This window comes from Staphylococcus sp. HMSC36A10 (genome assembly GCF_001838845.1).
Taxonomy (GTDB): domain Bacteria; phylum Bacillota; class Bacilli; order Staphylococcales; family Staphylococcaceae; genus Staphylococcus; species Staphylococcus aureus.
The window spans coordinates 293,803-315,534 of record NZ_KV839088.1 but is presented as its reverse complement, the minus strand read 5'-3'; the positions used below and the strand labels follow the sequence as shown (position 1 = coordinate 315,534).

21 protein-coding genes and 1 pseudogene are annotated in these 21,732 nt (G+C 34.0%); 13 read left to right on the top strand and 9 right to left on the bottom strand.

Going from position 1 to position 21,732, the window contains the following annotated elements; genetic code table 11:
- Positions 1–210 precede the first annotated feature (210 nt).
- Positions 211–654 (top strand): antibiotic biosynthesis monooxygenase family protein, encoded by a 444-nt coding sequence (locus HMPREF3247_RS05395; RefSeq protein WP_000708244.1) that lies wholly within the window; start codon positions 211–213, stop codon positions 652–654.
- Positions 655–847: 193 nt separating this feature from the next.
- Positions 848–2,446: an acyl-CoA synthetase MbcS gene (gene mbcS / locus HMPREF3247_RS05390; RefSeq protein WP_001172351.1), complete on the top strand. Its 1,599-nt coding sequence runs from the start codon at positions 848–850 to the stop codon at positions 2,444–2,446.
- A gap of 59 nt (positions 2,447–2,505) precedes the next feature.
- On the opposite strand, the gene HMPREF3247_RS05385 is transcribed toward mbcS, so the two are convergent.
- Positions 2,506–2,835 carry a hypothetical protein gene (locus HMPREF3247_RS05385; protein ID WP_001791775.1) on the bottom strand — a complete coding sequence of 110 codons (330 nt, stop codon included), beginning with the start codon at positions 2,833–2,835 and terminating at the stop codon, positions 2,506–2,508.
- Positions 2,836–3,130: 295 nt separating this feature from the next.
- On the opposite strand from HMPREF3247_RS05385, the gene lqo reads away from it, so the two are divergent.
- Positions 3,131–4,627 carry an L-lactate dehydrogenase (quinone) gene (gene lqo, locus HMPREF3247_RS05380; RefSeq protein WP_001130051.1) on the top strand — a complete coding sequence of 499 codons (1,497 nt, stop codon included), beginning with the start codon at positions 3,131–3,133 and terminating at the stop codon, positions 4,625–4,627.
- 192 nt (positions 4,628–4,819) lie between these two features.
- Here lqo and HMPREF3247_RS05375 read toward each other — a convergent pair whose 3' ends face one another.
- Together HMPREF3247_RS05375 and HMPREF3247_RS05370 are read right to left on the bottom strand one after the other, a co-directional pair.
- Positions 4,820–5,710: a fructose bisphosphate aldolase gene (locus HMPREF3247_RS05375; RefSeq protein WP_001031413.1), complete on the bottom strand. Its 891-nt coding sequence runs from the start codon at positions 5,708–5,710 to the stop codon at positions 4,820–4,822.
- Positions 5,711–5,832: 122 nt separating this feature from the next.
- Entirely contained in the window at positions 5,833–6,249 is a 417-nt protein-coding gene (locus HMPREF3247_RS05370) for a hypothetical protein (RefSeq protein WP_001237629.1), read from the bottom strand.
- Positions 6,250–6,506: 257 nt separating this feature from the next.
- Between HMPREF3247_RS05370 and HMPREF3247_RS05365 the strand changes: the two genes are divergently transcribed.
- Positions 6,507–7,844, top strand: coding sequence for an aspartate aminotransferase family protein (locus HMPREF3247_RS05365; protein WP_000030073.1), 1,338 nt, complete (start codon positions 6,507–6,509; stop codon positions 7,842–7,844).
- Positions 7,845–7,923: 79 nt separating this feature from the next.
- Here the strand turns inward: HMPREF3247_RS05365 and HMPREF3247_RS05360 are convergent, their stop codons facing one another.
- The gene (locus tag HMPREF3247_RS05360) at positions 7,924–9,372 is read right to left on the bottom strand and encodes an APC family permease (protein WP_000534428.1); all 1,449 of its coding nucleotides are present in this window, start codon (positions 9,370–9,372) and stop codon (positions 7,924–7,926) included.
- A 686-nt stretch (positions 9,373–10,058) separates the two neighbouring features.
- On the opposite strand from HMPREF3247_RS05360, the gene HMPREF3247_RS05350 reads away from it, so the two are divergent.
- Positions 10,059–11,018 (top strand): L-lactate dehydrogenase, encoded by a 960-nt coding sequence (locus HMPREF3247_RS05350; RefSeq protein WP_000846637.1) that lies wholly within the window; start codon positions 10,059–10,061, stop codon positions 11,016–11,018.
- A gap of 278 nt (positions 11,019–11,296) precedes the next feature.
- A complete protein-coding gene (budA, locus tag HMPREF3247_RS05345; RefSeq protein ID WP_000186126.1) occupies positions 11,297–12,001 on the top strand; it encodes an acetolactate decarboxylase in 705 nt (234 codons plus the stop codon).
- A gap of 85 nt (positions 12,002–12,086) precedes the next feature.
- On the opposite strand, the gene HMPREF3247_RS05340 is transcribed toward budA, so the two are convergent.
- Positions 12,087–12,947 (bottom strand): oxidoreductase, encoded by an 861-nt coding sequence (locus HMPREF3247_RS05340; RefSeq protein WP_000953556.1) that lies wholly within the window; start codon positions 12,945–12,947, stop codon positions 12,087–12,089.
- A 72-nt stretch (positions 12,948–13,019) separates the two neighbouring features.
- On the opposite strand from HMPREF3247_RS05340, the gene panB reads away from it, so the two are divergent.
- From panB to sasK, 4 genes are all read left to right on the top strand, one after another.
- The gene (gene panB, locus HMPREF3247_RS05335; RefSeq protein WP_000860047.1) at positions 13,020–13,838 is read left to right on the top strand and encodes a 3-methyl-2-oxobutanoate hydroxymethyltransferase; all 819 of its coding nucleotides are present in this window, start codon (positions 13,020–13,022) and stop codon (positions 13,836–13,838) included.
- Positions 13,831–14,682, top strand: a complete 852-nt coding sequence (gene panC / locus HMPREF3247_RS05330) for a pantoate--beta-alanine ligase (protein ID WP_000163742.1) — start codon at positions 13,831–13,833, stop codon at positions 14,680–14,682. The genes panB and panC overlap by 8 nt, the downstream gene beginning before the upstream one ends.
- A 1-nt stretch (position 14,683) precedes the next feature.
- The gene (panD, locus tag HMPREF3247_RS05325) at positions 14,684–15,067 is read left to right on the top strand and encodes an aspartate 1-decarboxylase (RefSeq protein WP_000621531.1); all 384 of its coding nucleotides are present in this window, start codon (positions 14,684–14,686) and stop codon (positions 15,065–15,067) included.
- Between the two features lie 99 nt (positions 15,068–15,166).
- Positions 15,167–15,784, top strand: coding sequence for an LPXTG-anchored surface protein SasK (sasK, locus tag HMPREF3247_RS05320; RefSeq protein ID WP_001838109.1), 618 nt, complete (start codon positions 15,167–15,169; stop codon positions 15,782–15,784).
- Between the two features lie 97 nt (positions 15,785–15,881).
- On the opposite strand, the gene HMPREF3247_RS05315 is transcribed toward sasK, so the two are convergent.
- On the bottom strand, positions 15,882–17,564 hold the full coding sequence (locus HMPREF3247_RS05315) for a CocE/NonD family hydrolase (RefSeq protein ID WP_001071571.1): 1,683 nt from the start codon (positions 17,562–17,564) through the stop codon (positions 15,882–15,884).
- Positions 17,565–17,620: 56 nt separating this feature from the next.
- Between HMPREF3247_RS05315 and HMPREF3247_RS05310 the strand changes: the two are divergent.
- Positions 17,621–17,729, top strand: a pseudogene (locus HMPREF3247_RS05310) (hypothetical protein).
- Positions 17,707–18,294, top strand: coding sequence for a TetR/AcrR family transcriptional regulator (locus HMPREF3247_RS05305; protein ID WP_000151110.1), 588 nt, complete (start codon positions 17,707–17,709; stop codon positions 18,292–18,294). The pseudogene HMPREF3247_RS05310 and the gene HMPREF3247_RS05305 overlap by 23 nt, the downstream one beginning before the upstream one ends.
- A gap of 80 nt (positions 18,295–18,374) precedes the next feature.
- On the opposite strand, the gene HMPREF3247_RS05300 is transcribed toward HMPREF3247_RS05305, so the two are convergent.
- Entirely contained in the window at positions 18,375–18,824 is a 450-nt protein-coding gene (locus HMPREF3247_RS05300) for a VOC family protein (RefSeq protein ID WP_000125708.1), read from the bottom strand.
- 353 nt (positions 18,825–19,177) lie between these two features.
- On the opposite strand from HMPREF3247_RS05300, the gene HMPREF3247_RS05295 reads away from it, so the two are divergent.
- Entirely contained in the window at positions 19,178–19,900 is a 723-nt protein-coding gene (locus HMPREF3247_RS05295; protein ID WP_000606210.1) for an epoxyqueuosine reductase QueH, read from the top strand.
- A 185-nt stretch (positions 19,901–20,085) separates the two neighbouring features.
- Here HMPREF3247_RS05295 and HMPREF3247_RS05290 read toward each other — a convergent pair whose 3' ends face one another.
- On the bottom strand, positions 20,086–20,361 hold the full coding sequence (locus tag HMPREF3247_RS05290) for a hypothetical protein (RefSeq protein ID WP_000159837.1): 276 nt from the start codon (positions 20,359–20,361) through the stop codon (positions 20,086–20,088).
- Between the two features lie 154 nt (positions 20,362–20,515).
- Complete coding sequence (locus HMPREF3247_RS05285) at positions 20,516–21,580, bottom strand: quinone-dependent dihydroorotate dehydrogenase (RefSeq protein WP_000277412.1); 1,065 nt, start codon at positions 21,578–21,580, stop codon at positions 20,516–20,518.
- Positions 21,581–21,732: the final 152 nt, after the last annotated feature.

Here is a 21,732-nt window from a genome sequence, read left to right as displayed (position 1 = left end):
GACTAATGTTAAATAATGATCATGAAATTGAAGACACAAAAATAGTGGGCGACTCCTGTCCCCATTTGTATGAAATATTAATACTTTTTACAAAGTCTTATCTTTTAAAAAGAAGCCAAACTATGATTGTAATTAATAAATACGGGAATGAATTAGTAATAGATATAAAGTAATATGACCAAAAATATAAATGAAATGAAGGCATTTATTATGAAAATTTATGATGAATATAGAAGTTATGTAATAGAAGAATTGAATGATTGTCTCACAATACAAAAAAATAATGACACTGCATATTACGATGTTTTGGAAGCGATAAATGATTTATCAAATGATTCATTATGTGTGTTAAATCATTTATATATTAACGAAGGACAAGAAGAAACATTCGAGCAAAAATTTTTGCGACGTAATAAGCATTTAAAAAACGTTGATGGATTTAAAGCATTAAGATTTTTAAGACCTAGAACAGCTGGTAGACACTATATCATTATTACGCTGTGGGAAAATAGGCAAGCATTTTATCATTGGCAAAATTCAGCTGAGTACAAGCATACACACAAGCATCGTGGCACTTCGAAAGGTGCAGATGTAAAAATAATTAATCGTGAATTATCATACAATATTCGTATTGAATTAGCTGATATGGTCTAGCCCGAGATATCAACCCTCAATCATTTGAAAGTCCTTGAATGCTACGTCATGTCAAAGTGTAGTGTCGAGGACTTTGGTATTTAACCCTATTTAATTGAAAATTCTGTAAAGATAGGCGTATGATATATATAATTCATTTATAAAATTACAATGTTCATCACAGGAAAAGTGGATGTATGAAAGGAAGTTAGTTATGCAAAAGTCAGCTCTATTCGCGCCTGAAAAATATAACATTATTTCGGAAATCGAAAAATATAGCCACATACCAGATAAAAAGGCAATTCTATATCATAATACTGTAGGCGAAGATATATCAGTCACTTACCAACAGCTCATTGAACAGTCTAATAAAGTAGGTAATGTTTTAGCATCGCACGGTTTATCTAAAGGCGATAAAGTACTCATTATGATGCCACGATCTATTGCGACGTATGAATTATATATTGCTGCTTTAAAATTAGGTGTTGCAATCATTCCATGTTCTGAAATGCTAAGAACTAAAGATTTACAATACCGTATCACGCACGGTGAAATAAATGCAGTTATTGCATTAGAGCCATTCACAGTTGAATTTGAAAAAATTAAAGAATATGATGCGTTAACTAAATTTGTTATTGCCGGTCAAAAAGATGGATGGATTTCACTTGAAGCTGAAAAAGAAAACGCAAGTAACAAACTAGAAATGGCAGATACGACGTGTGATGATATGGCGATTCTGTCATATACATCTGGTACAACTGGCAATCCTAAAGCCGTTACACATTGTCATGGATGGGGATTTGCACATTTACAAATGGCACCAAAACATTGGTTATGTATTAATGAAGATGACTTAGTTTGGGCAACAGCAGCACCAGGTTGGCAAAAATGGGTATGGAGTCCTTTTTTATCTGTATTAGGTTCAGGTGCAACTGCTTTTGTATTTAATGGAAGATTCAGTCCTGAAACATACTTAGAATTGCTTCAAAAATATCAAATTAATGTTTTATGTTGTACACCGACAGAATATCGTATGATGGCTAAATTACAGAACTTAAATGATTATGACTTAACGCATTTACATAGTGCCGTTTCTGCAGGTGAGCCACTAAATCGAGAAGTAGTTGAACAATTCAAGAAATACTTTAATTTAACTGTAAGAGATGGATATGGCCAGACTGAAAGTACCTTGCTTATAGGCTTTTTAAAAGATACACCACAAAGGATTGGATCAATGGGTAAAGGCATTCCGGGTAGTTCGGTCACTGTAGTAGATGATGAGGGGAATAGCGTACCTGCTAATACGAAAGGGAATATTGCAGTACCACTTGATTTGCCAGCACTTTTCAAAGGGTATTATAAAGAGCCAGAACGTACGGCGAAAGCGCAAACAGGTAAATACTACATCACTGGTGACTTAGCTCATGTAGATGATGATGGTTATTTCTGGTTTGAAGGACGTCGAGATGACATTATTATTAGTTCAGGCTATACGATTGGGCCTTTTGAAGTTGAAGATGCGTTAACGAATCATCCAGCCGTTAAAGAATGTGCTGTAGTAGCAAAGCCTCATGATATACGAGGAAATATTGTTAAAGCATTCGTTATTTTACAGGACCATACTGCGGGTGATGATACGTTAGTTAAAGAACTACAACAATTTGTTAAAAATGAAGTTGCACCATATAAATATCCGAGAGAGATTGAATTCGTTGACGACTTACCAAAAACAAACTCAGGTAAAATTCGTCGTGTTGAACTACGAGATGCTGAAATAGAAAAATGGCAACAACAAAAAGATAGCAATCAATAAACATAGCAAAGCAGTCCAATGCGTAAGGTATGATGATACGCACTGGACTGCTTGTTTATTTATGATGTTCTTTGTCGTCTAGTTATAAATATTAAAATTAGTTTAGAAACAAGCGCAACCAGTATTAAGAATGAGAAAATATAAGATGTTAAACCTCGAATATCCCAGTTTAATAAAAACACATTACTATCACCGGCATTAAGTTGAAACTCAGTATGTGTTAGAACGATAATTACAATACCTATAAGTGCAAGATTCAAAATAATTTTCAATATTAAAGGTAATTGTAATGTTTTTCTTGGATGCAGATATTGAATATCCTTTTTATGATTGATTTTACACTTATATTGTATCAAAATAGAGTATAGGTTTAAAATGCTATAAGCCAAATGTAGATTAAAACAATCGTTAGCTATTTGTTGTCAAATAATTATGATTGATTTGATATTTATCTTCTATGAATAAAAGATTTAATATATTGCAAAGTTAATGAATAATTATAATTTACATTTACCACTGCTTGCTTTAACATATACATGTAAGCACTAACTATAGTATTTTGTTACAGCGTATCAATTAAAACAGGAAGTTATCAATGGCGTTGATATTTTAAAGAAATATGTCAGTTTTATGTAACTTTCATATTGATGATACACATTTACAATTTTTGGAGAGGTGAAACCAATGGCTAAGTCTAATAGTAAAGACATCGTTTTAATTGGAGCCGGTGTACTTAGCACAACATTTGGTTCAATGTTAAAAGAAATTGAGCCAGACTGGAATATCCACGTTTACGAACGCTTGGATCGTCCTGCAATCGAAAGTTCAAACGAAAGAAATAATGCTGGTACGGGTCATGCAGCATTATGTGAGTTGAACTACACAGTTTTACAACCTGATGGTTCTATCGACATCGAAAAAGCGAAAGTGATTAACGAAGAGTTTGAGATTTCAAAACAATTCTGGGGTCACTTAGTGAAAAGCGGTAGCATCGAGAACCCAAGAGAATTTATCAATCCATTACCACACATCAGTTATGTTAGAGGTAAAAACAATGTTAAATTCTTAAAAGATCGTTACGAAGCGATGAAAGCTTTCCCTATGTTCGATAATATCGAATATACTGAAGACATCGAAGTAATGAAAAAATGGATTCCATTGATGATGAAAGGCCGTGAAGATAACCCTGGTATCATGGCGGCAAGTAAAATTGACGAAGGTACAGATGTAAACTTCGGTGAATTAACACGTAAAATGGCTAAAAGCATTGAAGCACATCCAAATGCTACAGTGCAATTTAACCATGAAGTTGTTGATTTTGAACAATTATCAAATGGTCAATGGGAAGTTACTGTTAAAAATCGCCTAACTGGTGAGAAATTCAAACAAGTAACTGACTACGTATTCATCGGTGCTGGCGGTGGAGCAATTCCATTATTACAAAAAACAGGTATCCCTGAAAGTAAACATTTGGGTGGATTCCCTATCAGTGGTCAATTCTTAGCTTGTACAAACCCACAAGTTATTGAACAACACGATGCCAAAGTTTATGGTAAAGAGCCACCTGGTACACCACCAATGACTGTACCTCATTTAGATACGCGTTACATTGATGGTCAAAGAACATTATTATTTGGACCATTTGCTAATGTTGGACCTAAATTCTTGAAAAATGGTTCTAACTTAGATTTATTCAAGTCTGTTAAAACATACAACATTACAACTTTATTAGCAGCAGCAGTTAAAAACTTACCTTTAATTAAATACTCATTTGACCAAGTAATTATGACAAAAGAAGGTTGTATGAACCACTTACGTACTTTCTATCCAGAAGCACGTAATGAAGATTGGCAATTATACACTGCTGGTAAACGTGTACAAGTTATCAAAGATACACCTGAACACGGTAAAGGATTCATCCAATTCGGTACAGAAGTGGTTAACTCACAAGACCACACTGTAATTGCATTATTAGGTGAATCACCAGGGGCTTCAACTTCAGTTTCAGTTGCGTTAGAAGTATTAGAACGTAACTTCCCTGAATACAAAACTGAATGGGCACCTAAAATTAAGAAAATGATTCCATCATACGGTGAATCATTAATTGAAGACGAAAAATTAATGAGAAAAATCCGTAAACAAACTTCAAAAGACTTAGAATTAGGTTACTACGAAAACTAAATTCTAATAGCTATATTTAAAATCGGACAACTGAGAAATCTTAAAGATTTTTCAGCTGTCCGATTTTTTTACGTAATCTAATACATACGGCAAAATCAACTTTAATCAAAAAAGACTCATACACAATGCCTTTAAAGCACATGTATGAGTCCTTTTTAGTAGTTTATATCAAAAAATAGTTTAATGTATAAATTAGTTTTTGTTTACAGATGCGTCGTAGATTGATTCTACAGCATCACCTAAAGCTTTATCGAATTCTTCTTTAGATTGATCAGCTCTTAAATCACTAGCTAATGCACGTGAGAAACTTGCGATAAGTTCAGCGTTATCTTTAAGTAATTCATTTGCTTTTTCTCTGCTGTAACCACCTGATAATACAACGACACGAACAACATTAGGATGTTCAGCTAACTCTTTGTATAAGTTTGGTTCAGTAGGAATTGTTAATTTCAACATTACTAATTGATCAGCATTTAAGCTATCTAAACCTTTTTTAAGTTCAGCTTTTAATACTTTTTCAATTTCAGCTTTGTCTTTTGCATTAATATTAACTTCTGGTTCGATAATTGGAACTAAACCTTTAGCAATAATTTGTTTAGCAACTTCAAATTGTTGTTCAACAACGTCTTTGATACCTTGCTCATTTAATTCTAAAATGTTAGAACGCATTTTTGTACCAAAAATGTGACGTTCGTTTGCACGGTCTAATAAATTGTCTAAGTTGTCGATTGGTTTCATTAATTGAACACCATTTTGCTCTTCAGCAAGACCTTTGTCTACTTTTAAGAACGGAACAACACCTTTATCAGCTAAGTAATCTGCAGTGTATTTGCTTTCTACTTCGCGATCCATTGTTTGTTCGAAAAGAATAGCACCCAAAATTTTATCTGGTGAGAATGAAGGTGAAGTTACGACACGTGTACGCATATCGTGAACAAGTTGGAACATTTCGTCTTCATTGCTATATTGATCTTCGTTTACACCATATTCTTTAAGTGCTTTTGGTGTACTACCACCACTTTGGTCTAATGCGGCAATAAAGCCTTTTCCATTTTTCATTTTTTCTAATTGCTCTTTATTCATACTTTCCACTCCTTAACTTTTCAATACACCTCCAGTATGATAAAAATGAGAACATTTCTCAAGTCATAAACCTTGAAAAGTGTATAAAATGTGAAAAATAATTGTCAGTTTAATTAAAAATATTATTTTATTCTAGGTATGACTAACGCCATTAATGACATAAAGAAAATATGTGTAATAATCCAACCGATTAATTCTGTCACACTAAATTGAAAAATTGGACGTTGCGCAATAAATACTAAAAAGGGATACAATGCTATAAATAAGAAAAATAAAGGGATATAACATAGATAGTAAAGCCTTTTAGAAGTATGAAACAGCAACACAAATACAAAATAAATGACGCTACCAATTAGTAAGTGACATATTATTTCTAGAATATATGGTGTATTGTCAGAAGGAATTAGAAAATCTAAATTCAATAATAAAGCTTTTAAATGTGATTGATTGCTTATTAAGTCAAACAACATGGTCATCCATAGCAACATGAATGATATGAAAATAGCAGCAATGAAATGGAACAATACTTTTAAACGCATTCGTATCACCTCAGAGTCAAATGGAATATAGTAAACAATTCCCTAATCGAACAAAATTATGCGCATAAACAAAGTAGATTGATATAAAATTCTTAATTATCAGAATATATTTACAAATCTGAATTTTATTAGTATATTGGATAGTATTCATAGAGGCATGACGGTATTTGAGCAGGATTTTAAATCGGATTTTATAATCGATTTAAGAGAGGCCACTTTGCTTGCACATTAATACTGTCAATGGGAGGGGAATGAATATGAGTAAAGCACATCAATTAATTCAAGAGGATGAACATTATTTTGCGAAATCAGGACGTATTAAATATTATCCGTTAGTGATTGATCATGGATATGGAGCAACATTGGTTGATATTGAGGGGAAGACATATATCGATTTGTTATCGAGTGCAAGTTCTCAAAACGTAGGTCATGCACCTAGAGAAGTAACAGAAGCGATAAAGGCACAAGTTGATAAATTTATTCATTATACACCAGCATATATGTATCATGAACCGTTGGTACGTTTAGCTAAGAAGCTTTGTGAGCTTGCACCTGGAGATTTTGAAAAAAGAGTGACCTTCGGATTAACCGGATCAGACGCAAATGATGGCATCATTAAATTTGCCAGAGCATATACAGGGCGTCCTTATATCATTAGTTTCACTAACGCATATCATGGTTCAACTTTTGGCTCATTGTCTATGTCAGCTATTAGTTTAAATATGCGCAAACATTATGGTCCGTTATTGAATGGTTTTTATCATATTCCGTTTCCAGATAAATATCGTGGTATGTACGAGCAGCCACAAGCTAATTCAGTAGAAGAATATTTAGCACCCTTAAAAGAAATGTTTGCGAAATATGTACCTGCTGACGAAGTAGCATGTATTGTTATTGAAACGATACAAGGCGATGGTGGACTTTTAGAACCAGTTCCAGGGTATTTTGAAGCGTTAGAAAAGATTTGTCGTGAACATGGTATTTTAATCGCTGTCGATGATATTCAACAAGGTTTTGGGCGAACAGGTACATGGAGTTCAGTCTCGCATTTTAATTTTACGCCTGATTTAATCACTTTTGGAAAATCCTTAGCAGGTGGTATGCCTATGTCAGCAATTGTTGGACGCAAAGAGATTATGAATTGTTTAGAAGCACCAGCACATTTATTTACAACAGGTGCTAATCCAGTTAGTTGTGAAGCTGCATTAGCCACAATTCAAATGATTGAAGATCAGTCGCTTCTTCAGGATAGTGCGGAAAAAGGGGAATATGTTAGGAAACGAATGGATCAATGGGTATCTAAATACAATAGTGTAGGCGATGTTAGAGGTAAAGGTCTGAGCATTGGTATTGATATTGTTTCCGACAAAAAACTCAAAACACGTGATGCCAGTGCGGCACTTAAAATTTGTAATTACTGCTTTGAGCATGGCGTAGTTATTATAGCTGTAGCAGGAAATGTGTTGCGATTCCAACCGCCATTGGTGATAACATATGAGCAATTAGACACGGCGTTAAACACTATAGAAGATGCACTGACTGCTTTGGAAGCAGGTAACTTAGATCAATATGACATATCTGGACAAGGTTGGTAATAGCGATTATCTTAATATAAAATAAAAAATCATTTCCACATCTGGATGTTAATCAGATGGGAAATGATTTTTTTGATTTTTATTTTGGTGGGTGGTATTCAGCTACGTCATTTTTCTTAGAATGTCTAAGTCCATAACTTAAATATAGAATGATACCAACAATAAACCAAATTAAAGTGTATAATTTCGCTTCGAATCCTAATCCCCAGAATACTAGCAATACTAAAACAAATGTAACTGCTGGTAACACAGGATATAAAGGTAATTTAAATGCAGGAATTGGTAGATCTTTACCTTCACGCTTTCTCAAACGATACATTGCTAATGAAACGAACATAAATGCAACAAGTGTACCGGCTGAAATTAATTGTGCTAAAAATGCGAATGGGAACATAGAACCAATTAAAACACCAATAATAGTAAGTATAACTAGTGCGCGATTAGGTAAATGTTTGTCGTTTAAGTGGCTTAACCATGAAGGTAATAAGCCGTCACGTCCAAATGAATAAAGTAAACGTGAGCCTGCTAACATCATACCAATTAATGCTGTAAACATACCGATAACAGAGATAGCTTGAACAATAGCTGCTACAACACCATGACCACTTTGACGTAAAGCCCAACCAACAGGTTCAGCATTGTTTGCGTATTGTGAGTAATGGAACATACCAACTAACACAAGTGCTACAGCAATAAATAATACGATAGCAACGCTTAAAGAACCAAGAATACCTCTAGGCATTGTCTTTTGAGGATCAAGTGCTTCTGCTGAGTTTGCTGCGATAGAATCGAAACCGATATACGCTAAGAAAATCATTGAAACACCAGCATATATGCCTTGCCATCCACCAAAGTCACCTGTAGCAGTTACTTTGTGTTCTGGAATAAATGGCACATAGTTACTAACATTTATTGCTGTTAAACCTACGATGACAAATAAAATAATAGCTAATACTTTTAAAATAACTAAAATATTTTCCATACGAGCTGCTTCCGACATACCACGTGATAGTAATAATGCAGTTAATAAAATAACGATAGCAGCAATAATATCGATAAAACCGCCATTCGTACCAAATGGATTTGATAATGCTGCTGGTAATTCGATGCCAATTGGTTTCACAAGTCCGCGTAAATTCGCTGAGAATCCTGATGCAACAAAGGCTACGGCGATAAAATATTCAGCTAATAAAGCCCAACCGGCAACCCATCCAAAGAATTCACCGAATAATACATTGACCCAAGAATAGGCTGAACCTGCAAATGGCATAGCGGCAGCCATTTCTGCATAAGTAAATGCAACTAAACCAGCAACAATAGCAGCGAGTAAGAATGATAACGCAACGGCCGGTCCTGCATGTTCTGCAGCAACAATGCCAGGTAGCGTAAAGATAGATGTCGATACAATTGTTCCTACACCTAAAGCTAAGAAATCACGCACCCGAAGTGTACGCTTTAAATGACCATCTTTATTTTGATAGATAGCCGGATCCTCTTTTCGTGCTATTTTATTGAAAAAACTTCCCATAAACTTTCCTCCCAAACATTCATAAACAATTCTATACGGTGTTTTTTAATATGTTATATCATAGCACAAATAATCAATATTTTGTCTAAAAATTCTGAAAAATCACAACTTTATGTTACGTATTAATGACTTGTCTTGATAACATCCATAGATTTTTTAAATGATAAAACTGATTATAACAGATATTAAATGAATAAGTACTGTTTTTTGCTAATTTTCTAACAATTTTGCACATTATATTTTTAAAATCAATTTCATGTTTATGTCTGATTGGCTAGTTTGTATGAAATGTAATCCTTTGACTATAAAAAGATGCATCAAATATGATGAGGGTAAGGCGGAAAATAGGAGGTTATATAGTAAGTCATTTAAGTCGAATAGCCATCCTTTTTAAAATGAAAAAAATAGAAAGCTCAATAGTTTGTTAAAGCCTTTAAATAGCGTCATTACGCAATTTTAGAATGCTAAAAATTGTCACAAATTTCAAATTACGTGCTAAAGCTTGAGATATCAATATTTATTGGCGTTAGAGTGTAATTTGACTCCGCTTACATCTCAGTTTTATGTTTGTAATTTGGTAGCATAATATTATAATAAAATAAAATTGTTAATCTTTAATTTCAGTATAGATATTTTTACGTGTAGTCACGTGTAAAATAAATTCAATTAGGTTAGGAGACATAATTATGAAAACATTTGGTAAAAAGGTTGTATTAATCGGAGATGGATCTGTAGGATCAAGCTATGCCTTTGCAATGGTTACGCAAGGTGTTGCTGATGAATTTGTAATTATTGACATTGCAAAAGACAAAGTAAAAGCAGATGTTCAAGATTTAAACCATGGTACAGTCCACAGTCCTTCACCAGTTGATGTGAAAGCAGGTGAATACGAAGACTGTAAAGATGCAGATTTAGTTGTTATTACAGCTGGTGCACCTCAAAAGCCAGGTGAAACACGTTTACAATTAGTTGAAAAAAATACTAAGATTATGAAGAGCATCGTTAAGAGTGTTATGGATAGTGGCTTTGATGGATATTTCTTAATCGCGGCAAACCCTGTTGACATTTTAACAAGATTTGTAAAAGAATATACTGGTTTACCAGCAGAGCGTGTTATCGGTTCAGGTACTGTATTGGACAGTGCACGTTTACAATATTTAATTAGCCAAGAACTTGGTGTTGCACCTTCAAGTGTTGACGCTAGTATTATTGGTGAGCATGGTGATACTGAACTTGCAGTTTGGTCACAAGCAAATGTAGCTGGTATTTCAGTATATGACACATTAAAAGAACAAACTGGTAGCGAAGCTAAAGCGGAAGAAATTTATGTAAATACACGTGACGCTGCTTATGAAATTATCCAAGCTAAAGGGTCAACATACTATGGTATTGCATTAGCATTGATGCGCATTTCAAAAGCCATTTTAAATAATGAAAATAATGTCTTAAATGTTTCTATACAATTAGATGGTCAATATGGTGGTCACAAAGGCGTTTACCTAGGTGTACCAACATTAGTTAACCAACATGGCGCAGTTAAAATTTATGAAATGCCATTAAGTGCCGAAGAACAAGCGTTGTTCGATAAATCTGTTAAAACATTAGAAGATACATTTGATTCAATTAAATATTTATTAGAAGACTAAGCCTATTTTAAGTATTAATTAGAAATATATTAATGGTAAGAGGATCTATTAGTGTTGCAGTAACACGTGGCACTGATAGGTTCATTTTTTTTAGCAAGCATTGATAGAGGCAATACTTTTGCGTAAAATAATAATTGAATAAAATATTATGACTCGTGAAAATTTAGTGGCATGAATAGAAATGTCGAGGCGTCATTGAGTATAAAGGAAAGTAGTTCTGCATTAATCACGAAGTAGAGCATGACAACGAGGAATAACTATAGGGAGATGGTTTTGGAATGACGAATGTCTTGTATCAACATGGTACATTAGGTACGTTAATGGCTGGCTTACTAGAAGGAACAGCTACAATTAATGAATTGTTAGAACATGGAAATTTAGGGATTGCAACGTTAACAGGGTCTGATGGCGAAGTAATATTTTTAGACGGGAAGGCATATCATGCTAACGAGCATAAAGAATTTATAGAATTAAAAGGCGATGAGAAAGTACCGTATGCATCGATTACTAATTTTAAAGCGAGTAAGACATTTTCATTGCAACAATTATCACAAGATGATGTATTCGCACAAATTAAAAATGAAATGTTAAGTGAGAATTTATTTTCGGCTGTTAAAATTTATGGCACATTTAAACATATGCATGTACGAATGATGCCTGCTCAGCAACCGCCATATACACGTTTGATTGATTCAGCACGCAGACAACCTGAGGAAAAAAGACAAAATATTCGTGGTGCCATTGTTGGATTTTTTACACCAGAATTATTTCATGGCGTAGGATCTGCTGGTTTTCATATACATTTTGCAGATGATGAAAGAGCTTATGGTGGACATGTTCTTGACTTTGAAGTGGATGACGTTGTCGTTGAGATACAAAACTTTGAAACATTCCAACAACATTTCCCGGTAAATAACGAGACGTTTGTTAAAGCGAAAATAGACTATAAAGATGTGGCAGAAGAAATTAGAGAAGCTGAATAGTCTAATATAATTAAAAGACCTTAGCGATATAAGGAACAGGTGGTTCTAAATGCATCGTTAAGGTCTTTTTATATTATATATGAGCTTACATATTTTGTTGATACGCGCGTAAAAAGCTATAAATAGTATCAAGATATGGGGTGTCAAGATTGTGTTCACGTGCACGTCGATAAATAAAGCCTTGAATTGCTTCGACTTCAAGAGGTTGCTGATGCACAATGTCGTAATACATGCTCGTTCCCATTTCGTCGGGATAACCTTGATATATAGTCATAATAGTATCGACAGTTTGTTCTGAAAAGTTTAACCCCTCTGCCTGTGCAACACGACAACCATCTAGTAATAGCTGTCTACACAGTGTACGTATTTCAGGATTATGCATGATTGCAACTGTCTGTCTACCGAGTGCTGTGATAGAATTAATGCCCAAGTTAACTAACAATTTATACCAAATAGCTTGTTGAATATTTGCTTCTAATACAATGTCGATTTGACTGTCTTGGACCAAATCTCTAAATTGTCGTGTTAATGCATTATCTTTTATGCGTAATTGATAATCTCTGAAGTGTGTAACAACATCGCCTTTCTTTTGACCACTTATATAGACAACTGCTTGGCATACGTTTTTAAATGGAATATGTTCGAGTTGACCATAACCATTTTGGGCTAAAATGATGAGCGTGTCCTCATGTGCAAGATGAGTTAAATGAGGAATAACTGCATCAAGTTGATGTGTTTTGACTGCAATAATAATAACATCAAATGTGTTTGTGACATCTTCATAACCTTTCACAACAATATCTTGTGCAGGTGCATGTGGTACAGTATAATATGTTATTGTTTTGGCGTGTCTCCCGATAAGCGTTGTATGAGGCAATGATTGTTGTAATTCATAGGCAATAGTTGTACCGACAGCGCCTGGGCCGATAATCGCAACTGATAACATCTTCTTCTTTCCTTTCTATAAAAGATTCATTATACTATTTCTAATAATACTGCAAAAAGAGGTTGAATAACATTGAAAACAGTAAGTCAATTAATAGATATGAAACAAAAGCAAACTAAAATTTCTATGGTAACAGCTTATGATTTTCCAAGTGCTAAACAAGTGGAAGCAGCGGGTATTGATATGATTCTTGTTGGGGATTCACTTGGTATGACTGTATTAGGTTATGAAAGTACCGTACAAGTGACGTTAGCAGATATGATTCATCACGGTCGTGCAGTAAGAAGAGGCGCACCAAATACATTTGTAGTTGTTGATATGCCGATTGGTGCAGTAGGCATCTCTATGACACAAGACTTAAATCATGCTCTAAAGCTTTATCAGGAGACGAATGCAAATGCAATTAAAGCAGAAGGAGCGCATATTACACCATTTATTGAAAAAGCAACGGCAATTGGTATTCCTGTTGTTGCACATTTAGGATTAACACCTCAAAGTGTTGGCGTTATGGGGTATAAATTACAAGGTGCAACGAAAGAAGCAGCGGAGCAACTTATTTTAGATGCGAAAAATGTAGAACAAGCTGGTGCAGTAGCGTTAGTACTTGAAGCAATTCCAAATGATTTAGCAGAAGAAATTAGCAAGCACTTAACAATTCCAGTCATTGGTATTGGTGCAGGAAAAGGTACAGATGGTCAAGTATTGGTTTATCACGATATGTTAAATTATGGTGTTGAACATAAAGCGAAATTTGTGAAGCAATTTGCTGATTTTAGTGTTGGTGTGGACGGTTTAAAACAATACGATCAAGAAGTTAAATCTGGTGCATTTCCATCAGAAGAATATACGTATAAAAAGAAAATTATGAATGAGGTTAATAACAATGACTAAGCTGATTACTACGGTAAAAGAGATGCAACACATTGTTAAAGCAGCCAAACGCTCAGGAACAACGATTGGTTTTATCCCAACAATGGGTGCCTTACATGATGGACATTTAACGATGGTACGCGAATCAGTTAGTACAAATGATATTACAGTTGTGAGTGTATTTGTTAATCCATTACAATTTGGTCCAAACGAAGATTTCGATGCTTATCCGAGACAAATTGATAAAGATTTAGAATTAGTATCAGAAGTAGGGGCGGACATTGTTTTTCATCCTGCAGTAGAAGATATGTATCCAGGTGAATTAGGTATTGATGTCAAAGTAGGTCCATTAGCTGATGTGTTAGAAGGAGCGAAGCGTCCAGGGCATTTTGATGGGGTGGTAACAGTAGTTAATAAGCTATTTAATATTGTTATGCCGGATTATGCTTATTTTGGTAAAAAAGATGCCCAGCAATTGGCTATTGTCGAGCAAATGGTAAAAGACTTCAATCATGCCGTTGAAATTATTGGTATTGATATCGTTCGAGAAGCAGATGGTTTGGCGAAAAGTTCAAGAAATGTTTATTTAACGGAGCAAGAACGACAAGAAGCGGTACATTTAAGTAAAAGTTTGCTATTAGCACAAGCGTTGTATCAAGACGGTGAACGTCAAAGTAAAGTAATTATAGACAGGGTTACTGAATATCTTGAATCACATATAAGTGGACGCATTGAAGAAGTTGCTGTTTATAGTTATCCTCAATTAGTAGAACAACACGAAATAACTGGACGCATATTTATCTCGTTAGCTGTTAAATTTTCAAAAGCGCGTTTAATAGATAATATAATAATTGGAGCTGAATAAAGTGATAAGAACAATGATGAATGCTAAAATTCATAGAGCAAGAGTGACTGAGTCAAATTTAAATTATGTAGGTAGCATTACGATTGATTCAGATATATTGGAAGCGGTAGACATCTTGCCAAATGAAAAAGTAGCCATCGTGAATAATAATAATGGTGCACGCTTTGAAACATACGTAATAGCTGGTGAAAGAGGTAGTGGTAAAATTTGTTTAAACGGTGCAGCGTCAAGACTTGTTGAAGTAGGCGATGTAGTCATAATCATGACTTATGCACAGTTGAATGAAGAAGAAATTAAAAACCATGCACCTAAAGTAGCAGTAATGAATGAAGACAATGTCATTATTGAAATGATTCATGAAAAAGAAAATAAGATAGTGTTATAAAATAGTATAAGTTAGAAACCTCTAGTAGATAACAATGTAGTTATCCATTAGGGGTTTTTATTTTTATGCCAATTGGGTTAGCGTAATAGAAGTAAAGGTATTATCGTTGCAATTTTATCAGTGTTGATTTTTACGGATAATGCGAACGCCGAAAATAACAAACCTGAAGGTGTGAATGAAAACAGCAATTTAATACCAGTTAGACAACCGGATGCAAATTATCCAGGGCCAGTTAGTGACATAGCACGTGTGAAAAAACTTGATAATTTAATAGATGGCACGAAAGATCCAGATGTTATCAAGCAGTTGAAAGATGATAATGAGGTGCCGAATAATGCGGTAAAGGCAAAAGATTCTAAAATAGTATCCGACTGCAGACATTTACTAAAACATCCAGATAATTTAATAGATGGCACGAAAGATCCAAATGTTATTAATCAGTTGAAAAACGCAAATGGAACATCGAATAATAGTGCTGTAAATCCAAGTATTAAAGCAAATGATATTCACACAAAAAGTAATAAACAAATGGCTAAACAACAAAGTATTCATTTGGATAGCAAGAGCAAGTCAGTACATAAGCAACAATTGAAAGAATTGCCAAAAACAGGAGTAAACAACGAAAGTAATACAGCAATAATGGCTTTATTTATTGGTTTAATATTGCTTGTAGTAAGTTTAGTGACAAGATTTATAAAATTAAATAGCCATCAATAATAAAAAGGGACACACCTTGGTTTAAGATTCCAAGCGTGTGGCCTTCTCTTCTATCACTATGTCACTTTTAATCAAAAGCGACCGTAATTGCTGCATATCAATTAACGATAGGAATGATTAATTGTGAATCATATTTACCACCAGTATAAATCATGTGCATGCCTTTATTTACGGTTTCTTCATGTTCATAACGCGTTTTCATGCCAGGGGTACTATTACCAATTACAATTTCACTACCTTTTACAACAACTTCCAATGTTTCGCCTTGTTTAAATAGCGTGCCTGAAGGTAACAATTCGATTTCAACAGGTACAATCTCATCTTGTGACAACTTTAATTCTGTTTCATGTTTATGCCAAGGTTGCGCAATTGTGGATTTTTCTTGATCTAATTCACGATGTGATACGCGTAACCAACCGGTAGCTACTTGACCATTTTCAATATGATTAAAATCAGGGAAGTTAACTTCATTACCACGACGATCTAACTTTTTAATACCTGCAAATAAATCCATATCGTCTGAGTCTGTAGTGCTTACCCATAGTTTTAAGTTCATGTTTCCAACTAACTCAGTATCTTTGTCAAACGTATATTTAAAACTTACATCTTGTCGTTTATCTTCAGAGTCATATTGTGCGACATGCGCGCTACTAATCTTTGCATGATTCAATGTGTGATTTTCAGCATTCAAATACAATGGTGTATATTCTGTGTTAGGTAAAGGGAACGCTGACGCTGATTTGAATTCGCCTTTATAAAATTGATCTCTAACTTCATAAATGACATGAGGCGTATCTTTCCAATCGCTATTTTCTTCTTTAAGGTAAAAATCAAAGAATGATTTTTGGCGTTCGAGATTTTCTCTAGCGTAGTAACTTTCCCATTCTTTACGTCCATGCACATATAGCCATTTTTCTTCAGATGCAGCTTGTTTAAATCCTTCAAAAGAGCCACGGTTGTGCAAACCTTGTGTAGACCAACTGGCACATGTTAGTAGAGGTGTTTTAATTTGTGATAATGGCACTTGACGCTGTTTCCAAAAATCATCGAACAGAGGGTGTTCTTGTTGTGCTTGAATCAAATCTTCGATATTTGGATTATCTGTCCATCTCGCAAAAATACCTTGTATCCAGAAACGATAAAAGCCAGTATCCGGTATACCTCCGTGAAAGGCTACTTCTCTATACATATCATTTAATCCTTCCCAAGGAATCATTGCTTTTAAATGTGGTGGATTTAATGATGCGACCCACCATTGAGTCACCGCAAGATAAGAAACACCATTTGTTCCGATATTTCCATTACTCCATGGCTGTTTTGCTGCCCATTCAATCATTTCGTAATAATCTTCCGCTTCTCTTTTTGACCATGGAGATAAGACGCCTTTGGATTTGTCACTACCGCGTAATGCAACTTTAACTACAACATAATCATTTGGCACCCAAAATCCTGGGTCTGGTGATTCTTCAGGTGTAAAACTAGATGTCGGAATGGCACCTAATGTTGGCCAAAGGGCACCCATATTTGTGATTTTAGGCTTATTATCTTTACCGTAAGTATCTGCAGACATAACTACAGGGAATTTGCCATCTTTATTTGGTCTGAAAATATTAATATATAATTTTTCGCCATCGCGCATTTCCACAGTGACATCTTTTTCCATAATCATTTCTTGATTTCCATATTGAACACTGTCGACAACGATGTGGTTAATACCGGCTTTAACTTCATTGACATGAGTTACAGTTAATTTTGGATTTCCTAGTAAATGTTGGTTCATTGTTATCACCTTTTTCTGTTTGTTTGTATCACCTATATTAAACAGGTAAACATTGTGTGCCAATCATCAATGTTGGAGATTTGTGGGTTAATGAACATAACTTTTATAATTGTTTATAATCATTGGGGAGGACTTGATATAAATGACTATAGATCGACGTATTAGAAAATCACAAGTTGCAATGAGAAATGCATTTATTGAACTTTTACATCAACACCAATTAGAAGAGATTACTGTGCAACAAATTGCAGATTTAGCTGATGTTAACCGTAGTACATTTTATACGCATTATTATGATAAATATGATTTGCTTGAAAAATTAGAGGACCAGCAGTTGGAGGAAATAAGAGACTTCATTCATGATGAGAAGTTAAATGGAGCAGTTAAGTTATCCACGGATAACATACATCAAATTATGACTGTTTTAATAGATATGATAGAAAAAGACATCGCATTTTATCAATTGATGTTTCGTATGGGTAAAGATTCAAATATACACGAAAAACTATATGATTTAATTATGTGTCATTTACAACGTTATAAAAATGAAAATGATCAAATTAATGGTATACCATTTTCTTATTTCATGAGTTATGTTTCAGGTGCGGGATTGTCTTTGATAAGACATTGGGTAGAAGATCCAAACCGTATAGACAAAGTTGACTTAATAATGCATTTTAATACGATTGTCAATCAAGGGCCAGCAACGATAATTAAAAATATACAATAAAATAAGGCAAGCCATGAATCGAGAGTGGCTTGCCTTGCTAAATAACATAAGCTTATTAAATGATATCTTTATCAATAACATTATTGTTGGATTGCAGTATAGTCTTGACCATGTAACATCCAACGAACACCGTATTTATCTGTAAAGACGCCCATTTTGCCACCCCAGAATTGGTCAGCAAACGGTAATTCTATTTCAATTGAAGAATGATCTTTAATTTGCTCATAGAATGCTTCAACTTTATCAGCATCTTCCTTATTGTTAACATCATAATCAATTAATAATGATATGCCATTATTAATTTTGTCAGCGCGACCAAAAGAATCAGAACATAGCACTTTTACGCCAAGCACTTCAAATTCAGCATGCATAGTTGCTTCTTGCGCTTCTTCCTTAGTCATACCAAAATGTGACGCTTGTTCTTCGCCAACTTCTAAACGTTTAACGTCAGTTGCACCAAATACTTCTTCGTAATATGCAAGGGCTTCTTTTGAATTTTCAAAAGCGATATAAGGGAATAATGCTGTCATGTAAAACACCTCAATGTATTATTTTTATTACTAACACCATGTTACATTAAAAAATGGCAAAAGTATAACTTTTACGATGAATTGAAGTCAATCTTTTGTAAAATACACGATAAATTATAAGATGAAATTGATTTAAATGAAGTAAACATATATATGACATACAAAAAATGAAAATGACACAGAGACGTATGTGTTGTTTAGTGTTTTAAAATTCAAGTTTAAAAAATGCTTTTAGATACATAAGGGACTTTCGAAATATAAATGCATTAAAATGAATTTCTAACTTTTTTGACTGACATTTAATATGAATCATATATAATAGAAGTTAATGATTAAATGTGGGAGGTTAAATCATGATTAATGCTGAACCTATTATCAGTAAAATGAAAAATCAAAAAATTAATTATGACAAGGTGTTGAAGAAATTAATCGGGCAGTGGGAAAGAGAAGCAATCAGACCTAAAATCTTATTGCATAGTTGTTGTGCACCTTGTAGTACATATACATTAGAGTTTTTAACACAATATGCAGACATTGCAATTTATTTCGCGAATTCAAATATTCATCCGAAAAATGAATATTTACGACGTGCTAAAGTGCAAGAACAATTTGTGGAAGATTTTAATCGCAAGACTGGTGCGAATGTGAAGTATATTGAAGCACCTTATGAACCGCATAAGTTTGTGAAAATGGTGAAGGATAAAGAATTAGCTGATGAAAAAGAAGGCGGCTTACGTTGTACCGCTTGTTTTGAAATGCGTTTGGATATTGTAGCGAAAGCAGCTGTAGAACATGGCTATGATTATTTTGGCAGTGCAATCACATTATCACCTAAAAAGAACGCACAATTAATCAATGAACTTGGTATGGATGTCCAAAAAATATACGATGTGAACTATTTGCCAAGTGATTTTAAGAAAAGTAAAGGTTATGAGCGTTCCATAGAAATGTGTAATGACTATAATATCTTTAGGCAGTGTTATTGTGGATGTGTCTTTGCAGCGATGCAACAAGGTATTGATTTTAAAACAGTTAATAAAGAAGCGAAAGCATTTTTAGAACAATATCCAGATTAATCATTGGAAATGAGATAAAAGGCAGGCGCATATACAAGCCATGCCCTATTAAAAATTATCAAATAGAAACCCGAGATTTTAGTGAAATAAATCATACTAAAATCTCGGGTTATTTATATAATCGTAAATATTGTAGCTATAATGAATAACTGGATCCTGAGACATAAAACAATGTCTCACTCTAATTACATCATTTTATGAACAAATCTTATAATTGCTAAAATGACAATGACAAGTGTTGAAATAAGTGAAAACACTTTAAACTTTTTGTAGTCATTTTTCGTTTCATTTTCTCCTGTTTTCATCATTTCACGTAGCTCTTGCTCGATTTCTAAATCAAGATCTGTTTTACGATAACCATTCAAACCTTGACGTTCATCTTCTTCAGGTTGATTTTGTTGCTGTGTGTCTTTGTTGTCAGAAGTCGCTACTGTTTTTTTATTATCTGTTTCTTTAGTCATAACAAACGCCTCCGTTATAAAACGCTATATTTAATGATATGTGATATTTAAGCCATTATTTTGAAAAATGGTGATAAATATATCTTCTTGAGTTATATCATAATTTTAATAAGACGATTCAGCAAGTTTTAAAGTATTATTTGACTACGTTGGATTAGGCATCTAGTCCTATAATATCACTGACATTGTCAAAATGATGATCCTTTAAGTAACGTGCGATGCCTTTGTTCATTTTCTTAGTTAAACCTGGGCCTTCAATAACAAGTGATGAATAAATTTGAATAAGTGACGCACCGTGACGCATCATTTTGATTGCATCTTCAGTACTGAATACGCCGCCTGTACCTATAATTAAAAATTCACCATTTGTTTGCTGATAAGCATACTTAATCAATTTTAAATTACGTTCAAATAATGGACGACCACTCAAACCGCCTTCTTCGACTTTATTAGCAGAAGTTAAACCATCTCGTTGTCGCGTTGTGTTTGCTAAGATGATACCGTCAAATGTCTCAGTAATCGCTGGTAATAGTGCTTTTAAGCCATCGAAATCCATATCAGACGTTAGTTTTAAATAAATTGGCACTGTTACATCGTGCTGTTTTTTAAATGTTGTCAAAGCTTGGCATAACATTGAAAATTCATCTTTATCATGGAAGTTTTGAAGATTTTCAGTATTTGGAGAACTGATGTTGACTGTGAAAAATGAAACGTCGTGTTTAAACGTATCAATAACCTTTATATAATCTTGATAACGCGCTTCATAAGGTGTCATTTTATTCACACCAACATTGATACCAACAGGTACTTGATAAGCATTTTTACGCAAATGACTTAGTGCTTTGTTCATACCAATATTATTGAAGCCCATTCGATTTATCAAGGCGTCATCTTCTAATAATCTAAACATACGTGGTTGAGGGTTACCCGGTTGAGGTTTAGGTGTGATACCACCTAATTCTAAAGCACCGAATCCAAGGTGTTCCAATGCTTTTGGTACTTCGCAAGATTTGTCGAAACCAGCTGCTAAGCCAATTGGATTGTCGTACGTATTACCTTGTATCGCTTGTGATAACGTTGGATTCTTATAAGTAAATAGTTTATCGACGACTGGGAATAAAACTGGAAATTTTTGTAACGTTTTTAATGCATCGATAGTTAGTCCGTGTGCTTTTTCGGGTTCGATTTTGAATAAGAAAGGTTTAATTAATTTGTACATGAGTATGCTCCTATTTCATTATATTTGAGGCTTACTATCCTCAACTTAATATATGTGAAATATATTCTTTTAATAGACTAGCATTTCCATACATAATTTCCTAGTTAAAACTAAAAAGTTTTGAAAATTGACGCAAGTTTGAATAACGTTTT

Excerpts from the sequence above, each read along its gene's own strand:
- HMPREF3247_RS05395 (WP_000708244.1), top strand. The coding sequence starts at position 211 with ATGAAAATTTATGATGAATATAGAAGTTATGTAATAGAAGAATTGAAT.
- mbcS (WP_001172351.1), top strand. The coding sequence starts at position 848 with ATGCAAAAGTCAGCTCTATTCGCGCCTGAAAAATATAACATTATTTCG.
- lqo (WP_001130051.1), top strand. The coding sequence starts at position 3,131 with ATGGCTAAGTCTAATAGTAAAGACATCGTTTTAATTGGAGCCGGTGTA.
- HMPREF3247_RS05375 (WP_001031413.1), bottom strand. The coding sequence starts at position 5,710 with ATGAATAAAGAGCAATTAGAAAAAATGAAAAATGGAAAAGGCTTTATT.
- HMPREF3247_RS05370 (WP_001237629.1), bottom strand. The coding sequence starts at position 6,249 with ATGCGTTTAAAAGTATTGTTCCATTTCATTGCTGCTATTTTCATATCA.
- HMPREF3247_RS05365 (WP_000030073.1), top strand. The coding sequence starts at position 6,507 with ATGAGTAAAGCACATCAATTAATTCAAGAGGATGAACATTATTTTGCG.
- HMPREF3247_RS05360 (WP_000534428.1), bottom strand. The coding sequence starts at position 9,372 with ATGGGAAGTTTTTTCAATAAAATAGCACGAAAAGAGGATCCGGCTATC.
- HMPREF3247_RS05350 (WP_000846637.1), top strand. The coding sequence starts at position 10,059 with ATGAAAACATTTGGTAAAAAGGTTGTATTAATCGGAGATGGATCTGTA.
- budA (WP_000186126.1), top strand. The coding sequence starts at position 11,297 with ATGACGAATGTCTTGTATCAACATGGTACATTAGGTACGTTAATGGCT.
- HMPREF3247_RS05340 (WP_000953556.1), bottom strand. The coding sequence starts at position 12,947 with ATGTTATCAGTTGCGATTATCGGCCCAGGCGCTGTCGGTACAACTATT.
- panC (WP_000163742.1), top strand. The coding sequence starts at position 13,831 with ATGACTAAGCTGATTACTACGGTAAAAGAGATGCAACACATTGTTAAA.
- HMPREF3247_RS05315 (WP_001071571.1), bottom strand. The coding sequence starts at position 17,564 with ATGAACCAACATTTACTAGGAAATCCAAAATTAACTGTAACTCATGTC.
- HMPREF3247_RS05305 (WP_000151110.1), top strand. The coding sequence starts at position 17,707 with ATGACTATAGATCGACGTATTAGAAAATCACAAGTTGCAATGAGAAAT.
- HMPREF3247_RS05300 (WP_000125708.1), bottom strand. The coding sequence starts at position 18,824 with ATGACAGCATTATTCCCTTATATCGCTTTTGAAAATTCAAAAGAAGCC.
- HMPREF3247_RS05295 (WP_000606210.1), top strand. The coding sequence starts at position 19,178 with ATGATTAATGCTGAACCTATTATCAGTAAAATGAAAAATCAAAAAATT.
- HMPREF3247_RS05290 (WP_000159837.1), bottom strand. The coding sequence starts at position 20,361 with ATGACTAAAGAAACAGATAATAAAAAAACAGTAGCGACTTCTGACAAC.
- HMPREF3247_RS05285 (WP_000277412.1), bottom strand. The coding sequence starts at position 21,580 with ATGTACAAATTAATTAAACCTTTCTTATTCAAAATCGAACCCGAAAAA.